Source organism: Streptomyces brasiliensis, assembly GCF_014647875.1.
Taxonomy (GTDB): Bacteria; Actinomycetota; Actinomycetes; order Streptomycetales; family Streptomycetaceae; genus Streptomyces; species Streptomyces brasiliensis.
This window is the reverse complement of sequence record NZ_BMQA01000014.1, coordinates 22,825-40,950: the sequence shown is the minus strand read 5'-3', so window position 1 is coordinate 40,950 and position 18,126 is coordinate 22,825. Positions and strand designations below refer to the sequence as shown.

18 protein-coding genes and 1 pseudogene are annotated in these 18,126 nt (G+C 69.5%); 8 read left to right on the top strand and 11 right to left on the bottom strand.

Features of this window, described 5'->3' with window-relative positions:
- The first annotated feature begins 75 nt into the window (after positions 1–75).
- A complete protein-coding gene (locus IEZ19_RS22115) occupies positions 76–420 on the top strand; it encodes an EthD domain-containing protein (protein ID WP_189312982.1) in 345 nt (114 codons plus the stop codon).
- Positions 421–563: 143 nt separating this feature from the next.
- Here the strand turns inward: IEZ19_RS22115 and IEZ19_RS22110 are convergent, their stop codons facing one another.
- The 11 genes from IEZ19_RS22110 to IEZ19_RS22060 all read right to left on the bottom strand — a co-directional run bounded on the left by IEZ19_RS22110 (position 564) and on the right by IEZ19_RS22060 (position 12,408).
- A complete protein-coding gene (locus IEZ19_RS22110; RefSeq protein WP_189312981.1) occupies positions 564–1,784 on the bottom strand; it encodes an ABC transporter permease in 1,221 nt (406 codons plus the stop codon).
- Positions 1,781–2,509, bottom strand: coding sequence for an ABC transporter ATP-binding protein (locus IEZ19_RS22105; protein WP_189312980.1), 729 nt, complete (start codon positions 2,507–2,509; stop codon positions 1,781–1,783). Before IEZ19_RS22105 ends, IEZ19_RS22110 begins: the two co-directional genes overlap by 4 nt.
- The gene (locus IEZ19_RS22100; RefSeq protein WP_189312979.1) at positions 2,506–3,594 is read right to left on the bottom strand and encodes an efflux RND transporter periplasmic adaptor subunit; all 1,089 of its coding nucleotides are present in this window, start codon (positions 3,592–3,594) and stop codon (positions 2,506–2,508) included. The genes IEZ19_RS22105 and IEZ19_RS22100 overlap by 4 nt, the downstream gene beginning before the upstream one ends.
- Positions 3,578–4,177 (bottom strand): hypothetical protein, encoded by a 600-nt coding sequence (locus IEZ19_RS22095; RefSeq protein ID WP_189312978.1) that lies wholly within the window; start codon positions 4,175–4,177, stop codon positions 3,578–3,580. The genes IEZ19_RS22100 and IEZ19_RS22095 overlap by 17 nt, the downstream gene beginning before the upstream one ends.
- Before the next feature lie 447 nt (positions 4,178–4,624).
- Positions 4,625–5,431, bottom strand: coding sequence for a maleylpyruvate isomerase family mycothiol-dependent enzyme (locus IEZ19_RS22090; RefSeq protein WP_189312977.1), 807 nt, complete (start codon positions 5,429–5,431; stop codon positions 4,625–4,627).
- Between the two features lie 267 nt (positions 5,432–5,698).
- Positions 5,699–7,495, bottom strand: a complete 1,797-nt coding sequence (locus tag IEZ19_RS22085) for a sensor histidine kinase (RefSeq protein ID WP_229840568.1) — start codon at positions 7,493–7,495, stop codon at positions 5,699–5,701.
- Complete coding sequence (locus tag IEZ19_RS22080) at positions 7,485–8,237, bottom strand: response regulator transcription factor (protein ID WP_189312975.1); 753 nt, start codon at positions 8,235–8,237, stop codon at positions 7,485–7,487. Before IEZ19_RS22080 ends, IEZ19_RS22085 begins: the two co-directional genes overlap by 11 nt.
- A 557-nt stretch (positions 8,238–8,794) precedes the next feature.
- Entirely contained in the window at positions 8,795–9,376 is a 582-nt protein-coding gene (locus IEZ19_RS22075) for a DivIVA domain-containing protein (protein ID WP_189312974.1), read from the bottom strand.
- A gap of 10 nt (positions 9,377–9,386) precedes the next feature.
- Positions 9,387–10,493: a globin domain-containing protein gene (locus tag IEZ19_RS22070; RefSeq protein ID WP_189312973.1), complete on the bottom strand. Its 1,107-nt coding sequence runs from the start codon at positions 10,491–10,493 to the stop codon at positions 9,387–9,389.
- Positions 10,494–10,583: 90 nt separating this feature from the next.
- Complete coding sequence (locus IEZ19_RS22065) at positions 10,584–10,997, bottom strand: globin family protein (protein ID WP_189312972.1); 414 nt, start codon at positions 10,995–10,997, stop codon at positions 10,584–10,586.
- Between the two features lie 427 nt (positions 10,998–11,424).
- A complete protein-coding gene (locus IEZ19_RS22060) occupies positions 11,425–12,408 on the bottom strand; it encodes a DMT family transporter (protein ID WP_189312971.1) in 984 nt (327 codons plus the stop codon).
- A gap of 73 nt (positions 12,409–12,481) precedes the next feature.
- Here IEZ19_RS22060 and IEZ19_RS22055 point away from each other — a divergent pair, with 73 nt between their 5' ends.
- The 7 genes and pseudogenes from IEZ19_RS22055 to IEZ19_RS22025 all read left to right on the top strand — a co-directional run bounded on the left by IEZ19_RS22055 (position 12,482) and on the right by IEZ19_RS22025 (position 18,060).
- Positions 12,482–12,979, top strand: coding sequence for an Lrp/AsnC family transcriptional regulator (locus IEZ19_RS22055; protein WP_189312970.1), 498 nt, complete (start codon positions 12,482–12,484; stop codon positions 12,977–12,979).
- A gap of 262 nt (positions 12,980–13,241) precedes the next feature.
- Positions 13,242–13,625, top strand: a complete 384-nt coding sequence (locus tag IEZ19_RS22050) for a hypothetical protein (RefSeq protein ID WP_229840566.1) — start codon at positions 13,242–13,244, stop codon at positions 13,623–13,625.
- Between the two features lie 66 nt (positions 13,626–13,691).
- A pseudogene (locus tag IEZ19_RS22045) lies at positions 13,692–13,867 on the top strand (IS110 family transposase); the annotation flags it as partial.
- A gap of 30 nt (positions 13,868–13,897) precedes the next feature.
- On the top strand, positions 13,898–14,668 hold the full coding sequence (locus IEZ19_RS22040) for a YqjF family protein (protein WP_189312969.1): 771 nt from the start codon (positions 13,898–13,900) through the stop codon (positions 14,666–14,668).
- Between the two features lie 236 nt (positions 14,669–14,904).
- Complete coding sequence (locus IEZ19_RS52610) at positions 14,905–15,537, top strand: hypothetical protein (protein ID WP_189312968.1); 633 nt, start codon at positions 14,905–14,907, stop codon at positions 15,535–15,537.
- Between the two features lie 60 nt (positions 15,538–15,597).
- On the top strand, positions 15,598–16,113 hold the full coding sequence (locus IEZ19_RS22030) for a hypothetical protein (RefSeq protein ID WP_189312967.1): 516 nt from the start codon (positions 15,598–15,600) through the stop codon (positions 16,111–16,113).
- Between the two features lie 453 nt (positions 16,114–16,566).
- Entirely contained in the window at positions 16,567–18,060 is a 1,494-nt protein-coding gene (locus IEZ19_RS22025; RefSeq protein ID WP_189312966.1) for a phosphocholine-specific phospholipase C, read from the top strand.
- The last annotated feature ends 66 nt before the right edge of the window (positions 18,061–18,126 follow it).

Below are 18,126 nucleotides of genomic sequence, written 5' to 3'. Positions count from 1 at the left end.
CCAACCGGGGAATCTTCCGGTTAGTTTACAGCAGCCCAATCGGGGAGTTCCCCGGTTACTGTTTGGAGGTCGGTCATGCTGAAGCGCTTGTCGTACATCAAGAAACGGGACGACATCAGTACTGAGGCGTTCATCGAGCACTACGAGAACCAGCACGTGCCCCTGATCCTCAGCCTTGCCCCGACTCCGTTGGTGTACAAGCGCCACTACCTGATGCACGGAGACGAACACAACATGAGGGAGGAGGGCGTGGACTTCGACGTTGTGACTGAGATGGCCTGGTCGGATCAGGCCGAGCAGTTGGCGTGGTTCGCCAAGATCCAGGCTGCTGCCGACCGTGTGGCAGCCGACGAGGCGAGGTTCCTTGATCGGTCCAGCATGCGTTCACTGCGTGTCGAGCAAAAGGTGACCGCTGGCTGATGCCGCCACCGCGACCCGCCGCCACGTAGCACGGCGGGTCGCGCCCCGCCAGACACCTGAGGTTGTCCAGCCCCTGGAACCCCAGCCCGATGTCCCCGCGCCGATTCTCGCGGGATGTGCGGAACTCTCAGGCGTCCCCTGCCTCAGACGGCGGCCAGCGCCTCGGTCGGAGGGAGCCCGGAAGCGCGTACGGCGGGATAGATACCCGCGGTCATACCGACGATGACCGCCCCCAGGACGCCGGCGGCGAGTGCTGGGGGAGGGAACACCACGGGCCAGGACTGGGACAGGGCGTAGCCTGCCGCCGCCACCGCTCCGAGAACGGTTCCGGCACAGCCCCCCAGTGTGGACAGGACCACCGACTCCGCCAGGAACTGACCTCTGATCTGGCCGCGACTGGCGCCCAGTGCCCGGCGCAGACCGATCTCGCGGCGCCGTTCCAGCACCGAGACGACCATGGTGTTGGCCACGCCGACGCCGCCGACGAGGAGGGCGACGCCCGCGAGTCCGAGCAGGAGGACCGACAACGTGTGCTGGGTGGCGCGCTTGGCGGCCAGGGCGTCCGACGGACGGCTGACCTGGACCAGGCCCGGCAGTTGCGGATGGACGGTCGCGGGCAGTACGGCGCGCACGGCCTCGATCTGGGGCTCGCGGGCCGTGACGTAGACGACGGTGGGGTGGCCGTCGAAGCCGAGCTGGTCGCGGGCCGCGTCCCAGCCGGTCAGGACGGCGGTGTCGAGGTCGGGCGCGAGCGGCAGGGGGTCGAGGATGCCGATGACGGTGAACCAGTGGCCGTCGATGTAGACCTGTCCGGGCTCCCGGCCGGGGCGCACCCGGTCGAAGCCGAGCCGAGAGGCGGCCCGGTGGCCCAGGACCACGGTCGGGAACCGTGCCGTGGTGGGGGAGAGGAACGCCCCTGAGCGGACCGTCCCATGGACGGCCTTGAGCAGATTGGTGTGAGCGGCCAGGACGCTGATGCCGACCGCGTCGGACGGGTCGGCGCGGTCGGAACGCAAAACGGTCTTGTGGGTGTTGGCCACGGCGCTCGCGCTGGTCACCGGGCCGATGCGGGCGGCCATGGCGTCCGCGGTGGCGGGGAGGATCACCGGGGGATCGCTGTTCGCCTGCGGGGCGACGCGCAACATGTTCGTGCCGAGCGCGGACAGCTGGTTCAGCAGGGCCTGCTGGCTGGAGGCGGGTATGGCGGTCACGACGACGAGGGTCGCGATGCCGATGGAGATGCCGAGCGCGGACAGTGCGGCCCGCGGGCCGCGGGCCCGGATGCCGAGCAGGCCGAGCCGGAGGATGTCCGTGAACGCCAGCCGGATCGGGTGCGGCCCACGGTGTCTCGCCGTGCGCGTCATGCGGCGCTCACCTCACGTACGTCGGTCGTGATGCGGCCGTCGCGCAGTTCCACCCTGCGGGGCAGACGGGCCGCGATGTCACGGTCGTGGGTGATGACGGCGATGGTCGTGCCCCGTGCGTTCAGTTCGACGAGGAGATCCAGGACGGCCTCCCCGTTGGCCGCGTCCAGCGCGCCCGTCGGCTCGTCGGCCAGTACCAGTGCGGGCCGGTTGACCAGGGCCCGAGCGATGGCGACCCGCTGGCGCTCGCCACCGGAGAGCTGCTGGGGGAGGTGGGAGTGGCGGTGCTCCAAGCCCACCCTGGCCAGCGCCTCCCGCGCGAGGGGGAGGCGCTGGCGGTGGGGCACACCCGCGTACAGCAGCCCGGTGGCGACGTTATCCGTGGCGTCCAGGCCGTCGATGAGGTGGAAGTGCTGGAAGACGAAACCCAGCAGACGCCCCCGCAGCGCGGAGAGGTGACGGTCACTCAAAGTGCGGACATCGTGCCCCCCGACGCGGACGGTGCCGGTCGTCGGCCGGTCCAGAGTGCCCATGATGTGCAGCAGCGTCGACTTACCGGACCCGGACGGGCCGACGATGGCGACGAGTTCGCCCTCGTCGACGCGGAGCGACACATGGTCCAGCGCGGTGACGCCTCCAGGGTGGTGTTTGGTGACGTCGTCGACGACGAGGACGGGGTCCGTGGTGCGGGTGGCGGCAGCCGCGGTCCTGGCATCGGTGCTCACGAAGCCGTCACCACCTTGAGGCCGTCGGTCAGTGCCTTGCCGCTCACCTCGACCAGGCCGCCCGCGAACATGCCCGTCGTCACCGCGACCAGGGTGCCGTCCGGGCGTTGCAGGGCGTACCCGCCCTCTCGCAGGGCGACCAGCGCGCTCACGGGGACGGCGAGCACGCCCTTGCGTGTGGTCGTGTCGAACCTGACCTGCACCGCCGCCGCGTCCAGGCTTTGTACGTCCGCCGCCCGGTCCGGGACGACGGTCACGTCGATGGTGGCCGGTCCGGTCTGTTCCGCGGTGTCCTGTGCGGTGCCGCCGCCCTGGACGGTGCGGCCGAGTGTCGTGACCGTGCCGCGGATCGTCCTGCCGTCGGGCAGGCTGATGTGCGCCTTGTGGCCGGCCTTGATGGTCCCCACGTCGGTGGCCTCCACCGCCACGGTGACGGACTTGGCGGCCGAGGTGTAGGTGAGCAGCGCGGCGTCGGCCGCGTCGCCGGGTTGTGCCTCGACCGTGTCGACGCGCACCGGGCCGGGCAGGACGACGGCGCGGCCGGGCACGAGCGTGCCCGTGGCGTCCTGCCCGGTGTCGTGCTGCCACCGCTTGAGCGCCGCGGCGAGAGCAGGGGTGAACTCCTCGCCCTCGCCGGGGCCCGCGGGGGTGACGGCGGGACCGGTGTCGTAGCCGAGTGCGCGGAGGTTGTCCGCGAGCACGCTCACGTCGTGGCCGCGCACCCCCGTCTTGGCCAGGGTGCGGAAGAACGGCGTGTCGCCGAAGAAGACGGGGACGGGCCGGTCGTCGATCCGGTACAGGGCCTTGCCCCTGGCCGCACGGGCGCCCGGCTTGGGCAGGAGGGTGACGACGCCCTGGCTCGTGCTCCTCAGGACGTGCGATCTGCCGAAGCCGAGTGTGCCCGGCAGAGTGCGGCTGTCGGAGAGGTCGGTCCTGGTGACCGTGGCCGTCCGCACCCGGACGGGGGCCGTGGCCTTGGTGTCCTGGCCCGTGTGCGTGGTGCTCCACCCCACCGCGCCTGCGGCCGTGGCGCCGACGGCCAACAGGGCGCTCACCGCGACGGCGGCCTTACTGCGTCTCGCCACCGAACGCCTCCATGGTGCAGCTCTTGTCGACCTGGCTCTGCTGGGCGGCGGTCATCGTGGAGTTGCCGTTGTACGTCCAGCCGGAGTTGTCGGGCAGCGCGGTGACCTTGAGCCCTTTCCGGTTCAGGCATTTCACATAGGCTCGGAAGTCGTCGTCGTAGTGCGGATTCCTCGACCGGTCCATCTCGGGTGGCTGCAGGGGCAGTTTGCCGGCGCAGGCCTTGACCGCGGCCTTGGCCGTGGCGCTCTGGTCCGTGTCGTCGATGGAGTCCGGGCCGCGTACCGGGATCATCTTGTGCCCGTGCTCCTTCAGACACGTGGCGTAGATGTGCCAGTAGTGGTTCTTTTCCTCCTCCGAGCTGTCGAGGCGCAGCTGGGGGCGGCCGTCGTCGGCGGACGGCGCGGCGCTCGCGGTCGCCTTGTCGGCCGGGGCGTCGCTCTGTAGGGAGGCCACGCCTTGCTGCGTCGAGCCGTCGCCGTCGGAGTCGTCGGAACCGCCGCAGCCGGTGAGCAGGAGGGCACCTGCGAGGAGGACGGTCGCGCCGAGTACACGGCTACGGCGGGGATTCTCGGGGTGGGTCATGGACGCCATGGTCTGCGCCGTGTGTCGGGAAACCGTCAGGAACCGTTGCCGGTCCGTTCGGACTTCGGCGGGCGCCCAGCGCCGGGATGCCCACCGGCTGTCCGAAGGGTTGGTGGGACGGGGCGACACATTCCTCACCGCATGCTGACAGGTTCCCGACCCGGTCTGCCTACGCTCGTCACGGCGGCCTGGTTGATCGTTTCAGAATGAGTTGAGCTGCGGGTCTTGTGCTCGGTCCGGGTGCGTGCCGATCTTGTTCCGGACGACCTGTGGGAGCGGATGGCTCCGCTGCTGCCGTCTGCCTCCCAGCGGCGGCGCCGCTACCCCGGCCTCAGCGCTGCGTCTTCGGCGCCGCTCCCCGACGGCTCCGAGGCCGTCACAGCGCGGCTGTGGCCGTTCGCGGGAGGAATGCCCTGGGCGGCGCACGAGGTGGCGCGTCGTCACGTCCTATTCCTCCGGCTCCCAGGCCTGGAGCAGGTCGAAGAGATGCCGGTCGCCGTCGAGCTTCAGGGAGTCCACCGGAATACGGCCGTGCAGGGTGAGGACCAGCTCACTGGCCGTGCCCCGGGCGGAGGCGGCGGCCGTGTCCGGGTCCTCACCGGCAGCGGTGGCGGGCATTGTGCCGGGCGTGGAGAGACGGGTGGTCCGTGCGCCGTCGGCGGAGAGCGAGAGGCGCCAGGAGCGGCCCTCGGTGGCGTGGAAGTCGACGGCAGCGGGCTTGTGCGGCCAGGCGCTTGTCCATGCGCAGCACGTGGACAGGAACTCGTCGACACCGTCGAGTGCCGCTTCGTCCGGCAGCGGCCGCGGGGTACCCAGGGTGATCTGGGCGTCGTAGGTGTGCACCGCGATCTCCTGGAGCTGGTGCCGGGCGACGGCACCGGAGGTCTGCGGCGACTCCGACGGACCCCACCACGTCCAGCAACCGCGATCCGGGCCGGCCTCGCGCAGTGCGTTCAGCAACTGCTCCGTCGACTCGACCGACCAGGCCAGCAGGGCCTCGCGCTCCCGGGGCGCAGCCGGGGCGCCCTCCGAGGCGGACTTGGCCGGGGGAGCGTCGGCAGGCCCTGCGGCGACGGTGGCGGCCCAGCGGCGGTGCACCCCGCCCAGATGTTGCACCAGATCGAACAGCGTCCACTCGGGACAGGTCGGCACCCGCACGTCGAGGCTGGGCGCGGAGGCGACCGCGGCCCGGAAGGCGACCGAACGTTCGTCGATCAGCCGCAGCAGAACGGGGAACTCAAGTGTCTTTGCCACGTTGGATGTCTACCAGCACGTCCGGACAACCGCCGTCGATTTTCACAGCCGGCACAGCCGGCACGGCGGGCGTGCGACACGGGCCGCGTGCCCTCGGATGACGCGGTGCCCTCATTCTGAGATCGTCGACGGCCGCAGCGCCTGCGCGGTGGAACGTGAAGGCGAGCACGAACTGCCGTCCGGCCGAGGGCCGCTGATGCTGCACGCCCTGTGGCGCACAGTCGACGACGGCAGCCGAACGTCGTACCGGCTGAGGCTGCCCGGTTCTCAACCGGGCAGCCTCAGCGAGAAGACCGATCCCTCGCCGGGCACACTCGACGCGTGCACGGTACCGCCGTGCGCCTCGGCGAGTTTGCGGACGATGGACAGGCCCAGCCCGCTTCCCCCGCCCTGCCGGCTTCGTGACTTCTCCGCCCGCCAGAAACGGTCGAAGATCTTGGGCAGGTCCTCGGCGCTGATGCCGGATCCGGTGTCCTCGACGCTGAACACCACCTCGTCGCCCTCGACATGGGTGGACAGGGTGACCGTGCCACCGGCAGGTGTGTGCCGTACGGCGTTGGACACGAGGTTTCCGATCGCCTGGCGGAGCCGTACGGGGTCGGCGTGCAGGCGGGGCCCCTTCCCGGCCCGCACACGCAGCTCCACACCCGCGGAGCCGGCGCTGCCTTGCTGAGCGCGGGCGACCTGGGCCAGCAGAGCGGCCGCGTCGACGTCCTCGGGGTGGAGCTCGAGTGCGCCCGCGTCGGCTGCCGAGAGGTCGCGTAGGTCGTCGATGATGTGCTGAAGGAGCATCGCCTCCTCCAGCAGCGAGGAGACAAGGCTCTTGTCCGCGGGTACGACACCGTCCTCGACGGCCTCCAGCCAGCCTCTGACGTTGCTGAGCGGCGTGCGCAGTTCATGGGCGACGTCGCTCACCAACGACCGCCGCATCTGCTCCAGTTCCTGGCGTCTGCTCGACATCAGGTTGAACGCCGCGGCGAGTCTGCCGAACTCGTCGTCGCCGGTCACCTCGACGCGCGCGCCCTGATCGCCTTCCGCCATCCGCTGGGCCGCGCCGGTCAAGGCACGCAGAGGCCTGACCATGCGCGTGCCGGCGACGAACGTGACCGTCACGGTGATCAGCAGCACAGTGACGGTGACACCGGCGATCCTCAGGCGGTTGGCGCCGGAGAGGTCGAAGAACGTGTCGATCTTCTGGTCGGGTGCGGTGGCGAAGAGCAGCGCGGGCGGCGCCACGTAGGCGTCGAGCTGTTCACGCCGGGAGGTGGACAGGCATGCCGCCACCGCACGGGTGTCAGGAGCGTCACGGGGGGTGGAGGGGGTCCAGGTCAGGTCGTCGGCGAGCTGTACCGGCGGAGCATGACGGTCGGTGAGGCAGCCGTTGACGAGCCGGCCCAGCTGAGCGAGCGCCCTGCTCTCCGTGGGGGTGCGCCTGAGCAGGCCGTCGAGCCCGCATCGGTCACCTGTGTCCTGGACGTGGCCGCCGATCTCGACCTCCGTCCGCCCGCTCGGTGTCCGTACGACCTCGATGTCCTGCGGCGATCCGGAGGTGCGCAGGCAGTTCGCGACCCGGGACGCCGCGGCCTCCAGCGCCGCCCTTTCCCGGCCGGTCAGCCGGAAAGGGCCGACGGCGCGTGGATCGATGCGGTCCAGGGGCGTGCCGTTGCGGCGGGGAGCGAGTGTGGTGTCCACGGCGAACGCGTCGACGGTCGCCGACGCCGTCGTAGGCAGCGATCTCGCCGGCTTTCGGCTGCTCTGCCCGGAGTCCGCCAGCAGATGGCGGTTCTCGTCGGTCAGCTGGATACGGCGGCCGGTCTGCCGGGACAGGGCGCGGATCGTCGGCCCGACCCCGTTCCAGTCCGGATGGGTGGCCGCGAAACCGACGAGCGCGTCGTAGATCCGTGCGTCGTCGGCGAGGACCTGGCCGTGCTCACGTCCGATGGCGACGGCGGTGAGACTGACGACGAGCCAGGCCGTCGCGGCGATCGAGCACAGGGAGACCAACGCGGACAGCCCCAGCAGCCGCGACCGCAGACTTCCGCGCAGCGGTACGTCACCTCGCACGGGAACCGCTCTCGCCGTGGGCCGAATCCACGGAACGGACATCGGCGACCTTGTAGCCGACGCCGTAGACCGTGAGCAGCAGCTCGGGCCGGGTGGGATCGCGCTCGATCTTGCGGCGCAGGTTCATGACGTGCCCGTCGACCGTGCGGGTCGTGACATAGCGGTCGATGCCGTGCAGGTGCTCCAGTATCTGTTTCCTCGTGAACACCCGGCCCGGCGCCGATACCAGCACTTCGAGTACCCGGAACTCGCCGGGCGTGCAATCGGTCAGCCGCCCGTCCACCCGAACCTCGAACCGGGCCGGGTCGACGACGAGCGAACCCACGACGAGCACGGGTTCGGCCTGCTGGGCGGCCCCGGCACCAGGGGCGGCCGTGTGGCCGGCCCGCCTCAGCAGGGTGCGGATGCGGGCGACCAGTTCGCGCGGGCTGCAGGGCTTGGTCATGTAGTCGTCCGCGCCGAGGTCGAGGGCGAGCAGCAGGTCGTCCTCCTCTGCGCGCGCGGTGAGCATCAGCACCGGAACATCGGATTCCCTCCGCAGCACCCGGCACACGTCCAGCCCGTCCGTGCGCGGCATCATCCAATCCAGCACCACCAGATCGGGCATCCGCCGCCGGATTTCGTCCAGAGCGGCCCGCCCGTCGTGGACGACACGAACCGAATGGCCTTCCCTCTCCAGATAACGGTGGATGAGGTCGGCGTGTTTGGGGTCGTCGTCGGCGAGCACTATGTACGCACACATGGCGACCATCGTAGAAAGCGCGGCAGTCCAACTCCTGGTGCTGCCGCGGCATCCGGCAAGGGAGCACCGGACGACGACAGGAACCAAACAACTTCCTGACTTTCGGCTACCGGTGAGGGCTCGCTGACCTGGTCGCTGCCGTCGCCGAGGGGCTGGACTCCCACCAGGCCGATCGTCCTGGCCGGGTGATGAGCCGAGCGCGACCGCCCGGCCCGCTGCGTGCCGAACCGGGCGCCCTGCACCCGATACCTCCCGCGAAATGCGCTGGGGCGACCATGGTCGGCAGCGGTTGGCCCATCACCCAGCTGGGCATGGGACAGGGGATGCAGCCACGTTCCTCGGCATCGAGCGGCAGCAGCTTGACCAGCTCGTGCAGGCACAAGCCCGACCACCGCCTGCAGACCCTGCCGCACAGCCACTGGTGAGGCACGGGGAACAGCCATGGTGACCGCGCCGGCGGCGGCCAGCACGGTCTTCGGCGAGGCGGCGCGGATCCCGCCGAGCGGCCCGCCCCCGTCCCGACGGCCAAGGGCGCAGGCCCGGCTCGGGTCTGCCGGTCAGGCGCCGGGCGAGGTGGCGGTAGTGGCCGGGAAGGGGGGAGTTTGAGCCTGTTTTGTCGCGTATTGGTCCGCGGTGACGGCCAGTGACTGCGCGATCTGCCGCAGGTAGGAGATGAGTCGCTCGGTCTCTTCCTGGTCGCCGTCGGCTGCCTGTTTGCCCTGTTCCCGCATCTGCTGCAGGAGCGCCTCGGCCTGTGCCCGGGCGGCCCGCACCATGTTGCGGGCCTGTTCGCGGGCCGCGGCAACGGTCTGCTCGGCCGACTGCTGGGCGCGGGCCTGCTGCAGTACCGCGTCCACAGACGGCACCCCGGTGGGGGCGCTGCCGTCGCCGATGTTGTTCGCCCGGATCCAGTCCCGGTGGCGTTGCATGTCCGCCCGCAGCCGGTCGTTCTCCTCCGTCAGCGCGGTCAGAGTCGCCGCACAGCGGCGCAGGGCGTCCTGCACAGCCTCTTCGCTGAACCCGCGACGGGTCAGGGGGGCGCGGGGGAAGGTCATCGATCGCAGTGCCTCGGGCGTCAATCGCTGCGCCTCGGGCGTCACAGGGCGCTCCTCCGGATGGTGTGCTCCTGTCTCGTTCACGTGTCTCCGATCACCTAGCGTCTTCGAAGTGCAGCAAGTCGTCGGGGATGCCTGCGCGCGCCAGATCGCGTACTGTCGCGGAGACCATGGCCGGCGAGCCGCAGACGTAGAAGGAGCGTCCGCTCCAGTCGGCGGCGCGCAGGACCGGGCCGGCGAGGCTGCGGTTGTCGAAGGTGCCGGCGTCCGCGCCGACCAGCGGCGTGATGCGAAGCCACGGGTGGGCCTGGGCCAGTTGCCTCAGCACGGGCATGTCGTACAGGGCATGCGTATCGCGTGCCCCGACGAACAGGTCCACCCGGCGCTGAGGACCGTGCCAGGCGATCTCTTCGATCAGGCCACGCAGCGGGGCCAGACCGGTGCCCCCGGCGATCAGCACCAGATCCCGGCCGCCGGACGACCGGAGCGTGAGCCTGTTGCCGACCGGGGCTCCCAGGCGCACCGTGTCACCTTGTCGCAGTCCGTACACCAGGGCCGGGCTGACCAGGCCGCCGTCGATGGCGCGCACGTGCAACTCGACGGTCCTGTCGGCGCGCGCCGCGTTGGCCGGGGTGAAGGACCGCCAGGTGCTCGGCAGCATCGGGGCTTCCAGCATCACGGACTGCCCGGCCACGTACGTCATCGGCTGGTCCAAGCGCAGCGTGAGGACCGCGATGTCAAAGCCGCGTTGCTCATGCCGCACCACTTCGGCATTCCACCACGCCGGATTCGTCACGCTGTCGGACTCGGCGGCCTGGATCATGGTGCGGGCCACCAGGGCGTAGGCCTCGGTCCAGCCGCGCTGCAGTTCCGGGGTCCACGCCTCTCCCAGGAAGTAGGCCAGCGTGGCCAGCAGCGCTTGCCCCACCGCCTCGTAGTGCTGCACCACCACCTGGAACCTACGGTGGTCGCGGCCCAGTTGCTGCAGGTACGGAACGAGCCGATCGGGATCGTCCGCCTCCGCGACGATCCGGCCCAGGGCGGCCACGAGCCGGTCGCGCTGCGTCCCCATGGACACCGGGAACATCGACCGGACTTCCGGCGCGATGAGGAACAGGTAGGAGTAGAAGTACCGCGGCACCTCGTCCCCTGACTTACCGGCCAGGGCGAAGGAATCTCTCAGAGCCTGGGAATCGCTCACGTCCGCCCTCCGCTGGCTGACCTCAGGGGTGACCTCCAAACAAACGGGAGCCAGTCAGCGGCTCCTCGCGAGGAGCCGCTGACGGCTGCGTCAGCCGGAGACCACATCGCCGGCCGCCACCATCGTGCTGCTGATCACGCCGTAGACCGCCGCCCAGGACTCCTCGACGGCCGGTGTCCACGCATCGCCCGCGTAGTGACGCAAGGTGGCGATCAGACTCGCCCCCACGGCCGGGTAGTGCTCGGCCAGGACGCCGTATCCCGCATGGCGCCGCCCCAGGTTCTGCAGCATGCCTATCAGCGTGTCGGTGTTCTCCAGGTTGGCAACCAGAGCGCCCAGCGCCGCCCACAAGCGGTCGCGCTGCTCGTCGAGGTGAGCTGCAAACAGGGGGCGCACGTCGGGATGGTTGGCGAACAGGTGGTCGTAGAAGTATGCGGTCACCTGCGAGCCGTGGGGCTGAACAGCCGCGAAGCTGCTCCGGATCAGTGAGAGGTCTGCAGTCATGGCGGCCGACTCTAGCCAGAACCGCGCGGACCGAACAAGCTGGGTCCGGAGAACTTTGGTTCCCCCGAGACGCGGTGGATGGTGACAGAAAGTCAGATGGGGCTCACGAGAGGAATATTGACCATGGCTGCCCCAGGAAATACTCGCTGGAGTTGCGTAAGCGTGCTTTGCGGGTGATTACGGGCGACTCGGCCATCACCTGACACTCCCACGCCCCCTGCCTGGCGTCGTCTTGTCGATGCCGTCGGGGCCTTCGAGTATCACCAGGGCGGGGTTGGCCGCCGCGGTGCGTTGGGTCAGTCGGCCGAGGAGCGCGAGCTCGCGCTCAATCGGTTTTGGTCCGCTGGAGCGCCTTCGCCGGGACTGCTTTCCTGCGCAGTGGTCATCATCCTGTCCTCCCTTCGACCGGCGATGATGTTTTCAGCGGTCAGTTCGGGCGCGGCACCTGGTGCTTCCAGGTCCGGGATGTGGAAGTGACGTACGACGGTGAGGGCTGAGGCTCGCTCGGAACCTTGGCAGGCCGCGTGCGAGGGGTGGGGAAGCAGGCTGCGGCCAGTCCTCCCAGCATCAGCAGGCTGCCGAAAGTGGCGGCCGGGGTGAGGCGCTCATGCAGGACGAAGACGCCGAGGACGAACGCCGCGAGGGGTTCGGCAAGGCTGAGGGTGCCCACGGCTGCCGCGCTGGTGGCGGGGATACCGGCGGAGAACAGCCAGTACGCCAGGGCGGTGGTCGCCAGCCCCAGCCAGGCGATCAGGCCCAGCCCGGCCGGCTGCCCGAGTGCGGCCGAGTCGGTGACCATCCAGGGCACCAGCGGAACAGCGCCCAGCAGCAGTGAGAACGCGGACACCGTCGGCAGGGGGATGCCGAGGTGGTCGGTGGCCAGCTGCTTCGCGTACACGGTGTACAGGCCGTAGCAGACGCCCGAGGCTGTGGCGGACAGCAGTCCGAGGATGTCCACGCCGGCGCCTGTGGGTGCCAGCAGGAGCGCACAGCCGGACACAGCGGCGGCGGTGGAGATCAGCCATGTCCGAGTGAGGTGTTCACCGTTGAGGGAGCGGGCGATCAGGCCGGTGGCGGCAGGAGCGACACCCAGGGCGACGACGGTGGCCAGCGCGGCACCTGTGCGCGCCGTGGAGTAGAGGAAAGCGGCCTGGAAGATGCCGGTGGCTGCGGCGCAGATCAACAAGGGGCGGGCCAGGCCCTGCTGCAGCGCAGGGAGCAGGGCTCGTAGGTGACGTCCGGTGAGAACGCCCAGTACGGCACCTCCGACCAGCAGCCGCCACCCGCCGAGGGCGGCAGGACCCATGGGAATGTCGGCCAACGCTTGTGCTGGTCCGACGGTGCCCCACAGCAACGCTGCCCCGAGGACGAGTCCCGCACCGCTGGAGAATCTGTGTTTCCTTTGCCTCATGCCCGCACAGGTTAGAGATTGGTTTACTGTTTCTGGACAGATAGCGAACTTCATACGGGATATACTCGTAAACGTGGAACTTGATGCGGTGGACCTGGCTCTTTTGCGGGAGCTGCAGAACGATGCACGGCAGACCAACCGGGACCTGGCCGCGAAGACGGGTGTCTCGCCGTCGACATCGCTCGAGCGGGTGCGGCTGCTGCGGGACCGCGGCCTGATCACCGGCTATCACGCCGCACTGAACCTGGAAGAAGCCGGACGGCCCGTCCAGGCGTTGATCTCGGTACGGATCCGCCCCCCGGCCCGGGCTGTCATCGAGGGGTTCCGGGAATGGGCGCAGCAGCTGCCGGAAGTGATCGCCATGTTCGTCACCTCGGGCGCCTACGACTTCCTCCTGCACATCGCGGTGGCGGACGTGAACGGCGTGTACGCCTTCGTCATCGATCGGCTCACCGAACGGCGGGAGGTGGCCGATGTGCAAACGATCATGGTGTACGAGCATGTCCAGTCACGGATCATCGAACCGGCCGTCGCTCCCGAGCCGATGCGGCATGCACGCCGATACCGGTAACACCGTTCGCACAGCACCGGCCGGGGCAGCTGCGACGTCTTCTTCAGCTGCTTCGCTCTATTTGCACGAACGCGCGCGCGGCAAACGACGTAGCATCCACCGCGTCCCCTTCGGCGACGCCTTCATGAGGCAGATCACACTGCCGCGTGGGGTCGTCGTTTCTTTGGTCGATGCCCGGCACCCCGCATAGGTTGACCTGGTGAGGGGTGGGTCACGAGATCGGTGGGCGAGACAGCCGCGGTGGGTGAGGTGGACGCTCGCGGTGTACTTGATCGGCTTCCTTGAAGGGGCTGGTGCCCACTTCCTGGATCTGATCGGCGGTGGGATCCACGCTTATGCGTCCTTCGCTCCGGTGCCGCTGCAGGTGTTCTTCGTCAGCCTGGCGGTCCTCGACCCGATGGTCGTAGTGCTGGTGGGATGCGTTCGGTCGGCGGGTGTGCGGCTGGCCGGCGGTGTGATGGTGCTGGACGTCATTTCGAACTGGATCGTCAACTGGGCGTGGTTGCAGAGGAATCCGGCATGGCTGCTGCGGCCTGTCGGACTGTTGCCCATCACGCTCTTCGGCCTGTTCGTCATCGCGACCTTGCTGCCCTTGCTTCGAGCCTTGAAGGGGGTGACGTTGCATCTCAGCTGCACGACCCGATGATCGTCTCTCGAGGAGAGAAGGGACGCGGCACTTTCCGCCGGGCGGGATCTCTCCTCGGCGGAGCCGTCGTCGGGGACCTCGATACACGGCGAACACGCGCCCAGAGGCGGTCACCGGCAGCGCAAACGGGCGATGTTCCTGTCCGCGTCCGCCGCCCTGCACGATCCCGCCTCCTGCACCTTCTACGACCGATGCCGGGCCACGGAAAGACCCACACAGGCGACGTATTGCTCTGCCGTCGACCGTGACAAGTGCTCTGACATACTCGAGCGATGCCGTCGCCGCTGGGTGTTGACCCTGAACCGATAACAGCTGACGCACCTCATGCCGCGGACCGTTTCCTGCTGACTCAGTCCTGGCTCGACCTGGCTTTCCTGCACTGGGCTGCCGATCCCGCCGTCGTCGCACCGCTGCTGCCCGCCGGGACACGACCGGACATGTTGAACGGCGTGACGTACATCGGGCTCGTCGCCTTCAGGATGCACCGCGTGGGTTGGTTCCGACTTCCCGGCATCCCCTACCTTGGTTCCTTTCCGGAAACCAACGTCCGTCTGTATTCGGTCGACACCCACGGCCGACGTGGCGTGGTGTTCCGCTCCCTCGACGCATCCCGCTTGCTTCCCGTGACCGTCGGACGCGCCGCTTTCGGTCTCCCTTACGTCTGGTCGAAGATGGAAGTCCGCCGGAAAGACGACACGGTCACCTACACGAGCCGTCGGCGCTGGCCGGGACCTCGAGGCGCGCACTGCAAGATTGCCGTACGCATCGGCGGACTGATCGAGGAACCGTCAGAGCTCGAGCACTTCCTGACAGCCCGCTGGGGCATGCACAGCATGTTCTTCGGACGTACGTTGTATCTCCCGAACGCCCACCCACGCTGGCCCCTGCACCATGCAGAGCTCCTTCACTGCGACGAAAACCTCGTGGTCTCGGCAGGCTTGCCCACGCAGGGCGAGGAGCCGGTGAGCATCCTGTATTCCCCGGGAGTCCCGGTTGGGTTCGCGCGCCCGCCCCGCACGGCTGGGGGAATCCCCACACCTTGAGCTGAGGGCTGCGCCCGCTTGGTGGAAGGGCCAAGCGGCGAGATCGCTCACCCGCGCGCTATCCGGTCGGCAGGCGCCCGGCCGGTGAACCCCGCTGCAACGCCCGGTGGCCGGTGACCCAGGCACGGATGAATTGTGCAGCCGATTGCCGCAGGCGCTGCAACTCGGGCATCCCGCCGACTGTCCAACGGGAGTGTTCGGCACCACCGCCTCATGCAGCACGAGGGAGACGCCCCATGTCCCTGCGCCCCACCACTTTCCGGGCCGGCACTGTCGGTCTCGGAGCCGGCGCGCTCGCCGTCGCCGCGGCCGCCGTCCTCGTCGGGGCGCGCGTCAGCGGAGGGGACCCGGAGCAGGCGCAGCCCGCTCCGCCGCCCGCCACGCGGACGGCGGCGGCCCGGGTCTCGTCGGACGACAACAAGGTGTACTACACGGCTGCCGACGGTCAGACGAACAAGGTGGTGATCACTTTCACGCACAACGCCGACTTCACGACGTACACCTTCACCATCCGGGACGACGTGGCGATCACCTCGGGCGCGGGATGTGTCCACCCCGACGCCACCGACCGAAAGCTGGTGGCCTGCACGAGCACAGCGCCGGGCGACGAGGCGTCCGACCTCACGTCGCTGGTCGTCAACCTGGACGACGGCGACGACCGGTTGAAGATGGACCCGGCGGGCCCCGCGTACACCGAGATCTTCGGAGGCGACGGGGACGACGTTCTGCTGGGCGGTGGCCGCGACGTGTTCTACGGCGGCAACGGCGACGACCGCATCGAAGGGGGCGGCGGTGCCTACGGGGAGGGCGCCAATGGCGGTCCGGGCGACGACGTGCTCACCGGCTGCGGCGAGTACTGCCACCCGTAGTGTCGGGGGATATGCGGGACTGGGTCCGGTCTACCGGCTTTCGCCGACAGGGAAGGGCTGTTGCCCGCTCTGGTACGACGGCTCCTCGGACAGGCAGTGGCCCTGGCCGAACGACGCCTCGACGACGACGGCGGTCTGATCGCGTACATGTACGACGTCGGAGAACTGCTCGCCGCCCACCGGGGCAGCGTGGCCCGCATGCGGAGCGATCCCGGCGTGGCCGACCTCGTGGTGCGCTCCCGCGACGCCCAGGCGGCCCTGCTGGAACACGCCCGGCGCGAAGGGCTGGTCCGGCCCGACCTGACCGGTGAGGACATCGGCGTCGCCCTGTGGACCGTGCACGGCATCCTCGACATCACACGTGGAACCACCGTCGACGCATCGCGCAGGCACCTCGGCGTGATCGTCGTCGGCTGGACCGGCTCGACGGAGCCGCTGCGGCACCCCGTGCTGACGGACGCGCAGATGCGCGAGGTGATCCGCACAGCCCTTCGCCCGGCAGCCCGCCCGGCTGAGAAGCCGCGCCGACAGGCGCGGTGGGGGCCTCGGCGGCAGGAGGAGCACAGGTCCTGGTGATCATGGAGTTGCGACGCTCAGTGATCACTGGAGAGAACTGTGCCCGCGCTGCCATCACGCTCGAGCCTCCGCGCTCGGAACCCCCACACCTGTCCCGCTTCCCCGCGGCGGCACGGACAGAGCGTCGCGGACCGACCCACCGGGCACGCACGGTGCGGCCGGATCAGCGCATCCAACATGGTCGATCGGCCCGGTCCGTGTGCCGCGCCTACTTCGCTGATGGTCGTCAAATGCCGCAACTGACGCCAGTACGCGGTGGTTGAGGTCAGGTGCGGTGTGGGCGATGCCGTGCCATGGTCCGCAGTTCGCCCCGCCGTCACTTGGTCGGCGCTGTCGCGGTCCTTTTCTTGTAGTGGCCACGCATTCTTCACTGTCGTGTACCCGATGACCAGCAGCCTTGCCGTGCTCTCCTCCCCGCACGCTCCAACAGGCGTGCCTGCGAAAGGAACACGGATGTCCGACGCCACCCAGCAGCAAGGTCCCACCCGAAGAAGACTGCTCGGTGCCGCGGCAGCGGTCGGCGGCATGGCCGCTGCCGCGTCGATCCTGCCGCCCAACCTCAGCCGGGCGGCGGCCGCCGAGCCCGCGTCGGGCGGGCGACTGTCCGACATCGAGCACGTGGTGATCCTGATGCAGGAGAACCGCAGCTTCGACCACTACTTCGGCACCCTGTCCGGCGTGCGCGGTTTCGAGGACCGGGACGCGGTCCAGCTGTCGAACGGGAAGTCGGTCTACTACCAGCCCGACAGCCTGAACCCGGACGGCTATGTGCTGCCGTACCACATGGACTCCAGGACCACCGCCGCGATGGCCCTGCCGTCTCTGAGCCACGCCTGGAAGGCGCAGCACAACGCGTGGAACAACGGCCAGATGGACAACTGGCTGCCGGCCCACCGTGCCGCGGACGGTAACACCAAGGGCCCGTACACCATGGGCTACCTGACCCGTGACGACATCCCGTTCCACTACGCGCTGGCCGACGCGTTCACCATCTGCGACGCGTACCACTGTTCGGTGATGGGTCCGACGCACCCGAACCGGTACATGCACATGACCGGCACCATCGACCCCGACGGCCTGGCCGGCGGACCCGCGCTGGACAACGGCGCGGCCAAGGGGACGTACTCGTGGACCACTTACCCGGAGCGCCTGGAGGCGGCCGGGGTGAGCTGGAAGATCTACCACGAGCCCTCGTCGGGCCCCGGCGGCACCCCCACCGGTCTGCCGCCGATCGCCAATATGAAGCAGTACCAGGCGGCGAAGGCCGGGGACCCGCTGTACGACAAGGCGATCGCCGAGAGCGCCTTCGGCCAGTTCGAGTACGACGCGATGAACGGCAAGCTGCCGAAGGTGAGCTGGCTGCTGCCGCCGCAGCTGTACGACGAGCACCCGGCCCGCATGCCCGCGGCGGGCGCCAACTGGCTGGCCGGCAAGATCGACGCGATCGCCGCCAACCCGGAGACCTGGGCCAAGACCGTCTTCATCCTCAACTACGACGAGAACGACGGTCTGTTCGACCATGTGGTAGCGCCGACCCCGCCGGCCGGCACCGCGGGCGAGTTCGTCACCAAGTCCTCGCCGACCGGTGTCGCCGGCGGGAACCTTCCGGTGGGTCTCGGCTTCCGGGTGCCGTGCATCATCATCTCGCCCTGGACGGTGGGCGGCTGGGTGGCCACGGAGACCTTCGACCACACCTCCGTCCTCCAGTTCCTGGAGCGGGTGACCGGTGTGGCCGAGCCGAACATCAGCGAATGGCGCCGGCGCGTCACGGGCGACCTCACCTCGGCGCTGCGGATGTCCGCGCCGCAACGTGCCCTGCCCAAGCTGCCGCAGACCGGCGCCCGTTACAGCCTCGCCCAGTACGAGGCCGACAATCTGCCCATGCCGAGTGTGCCGGCCCAGCAGACCCTGCCGCGCCAGGAGCAGGGCGGCCGGCCGCGTACCTGACACGCCGCCAGGAGTAGGACCTCCCTGCGGTGCCGTGCGTGGCACCACCACGGGGGAGGTCTTCGC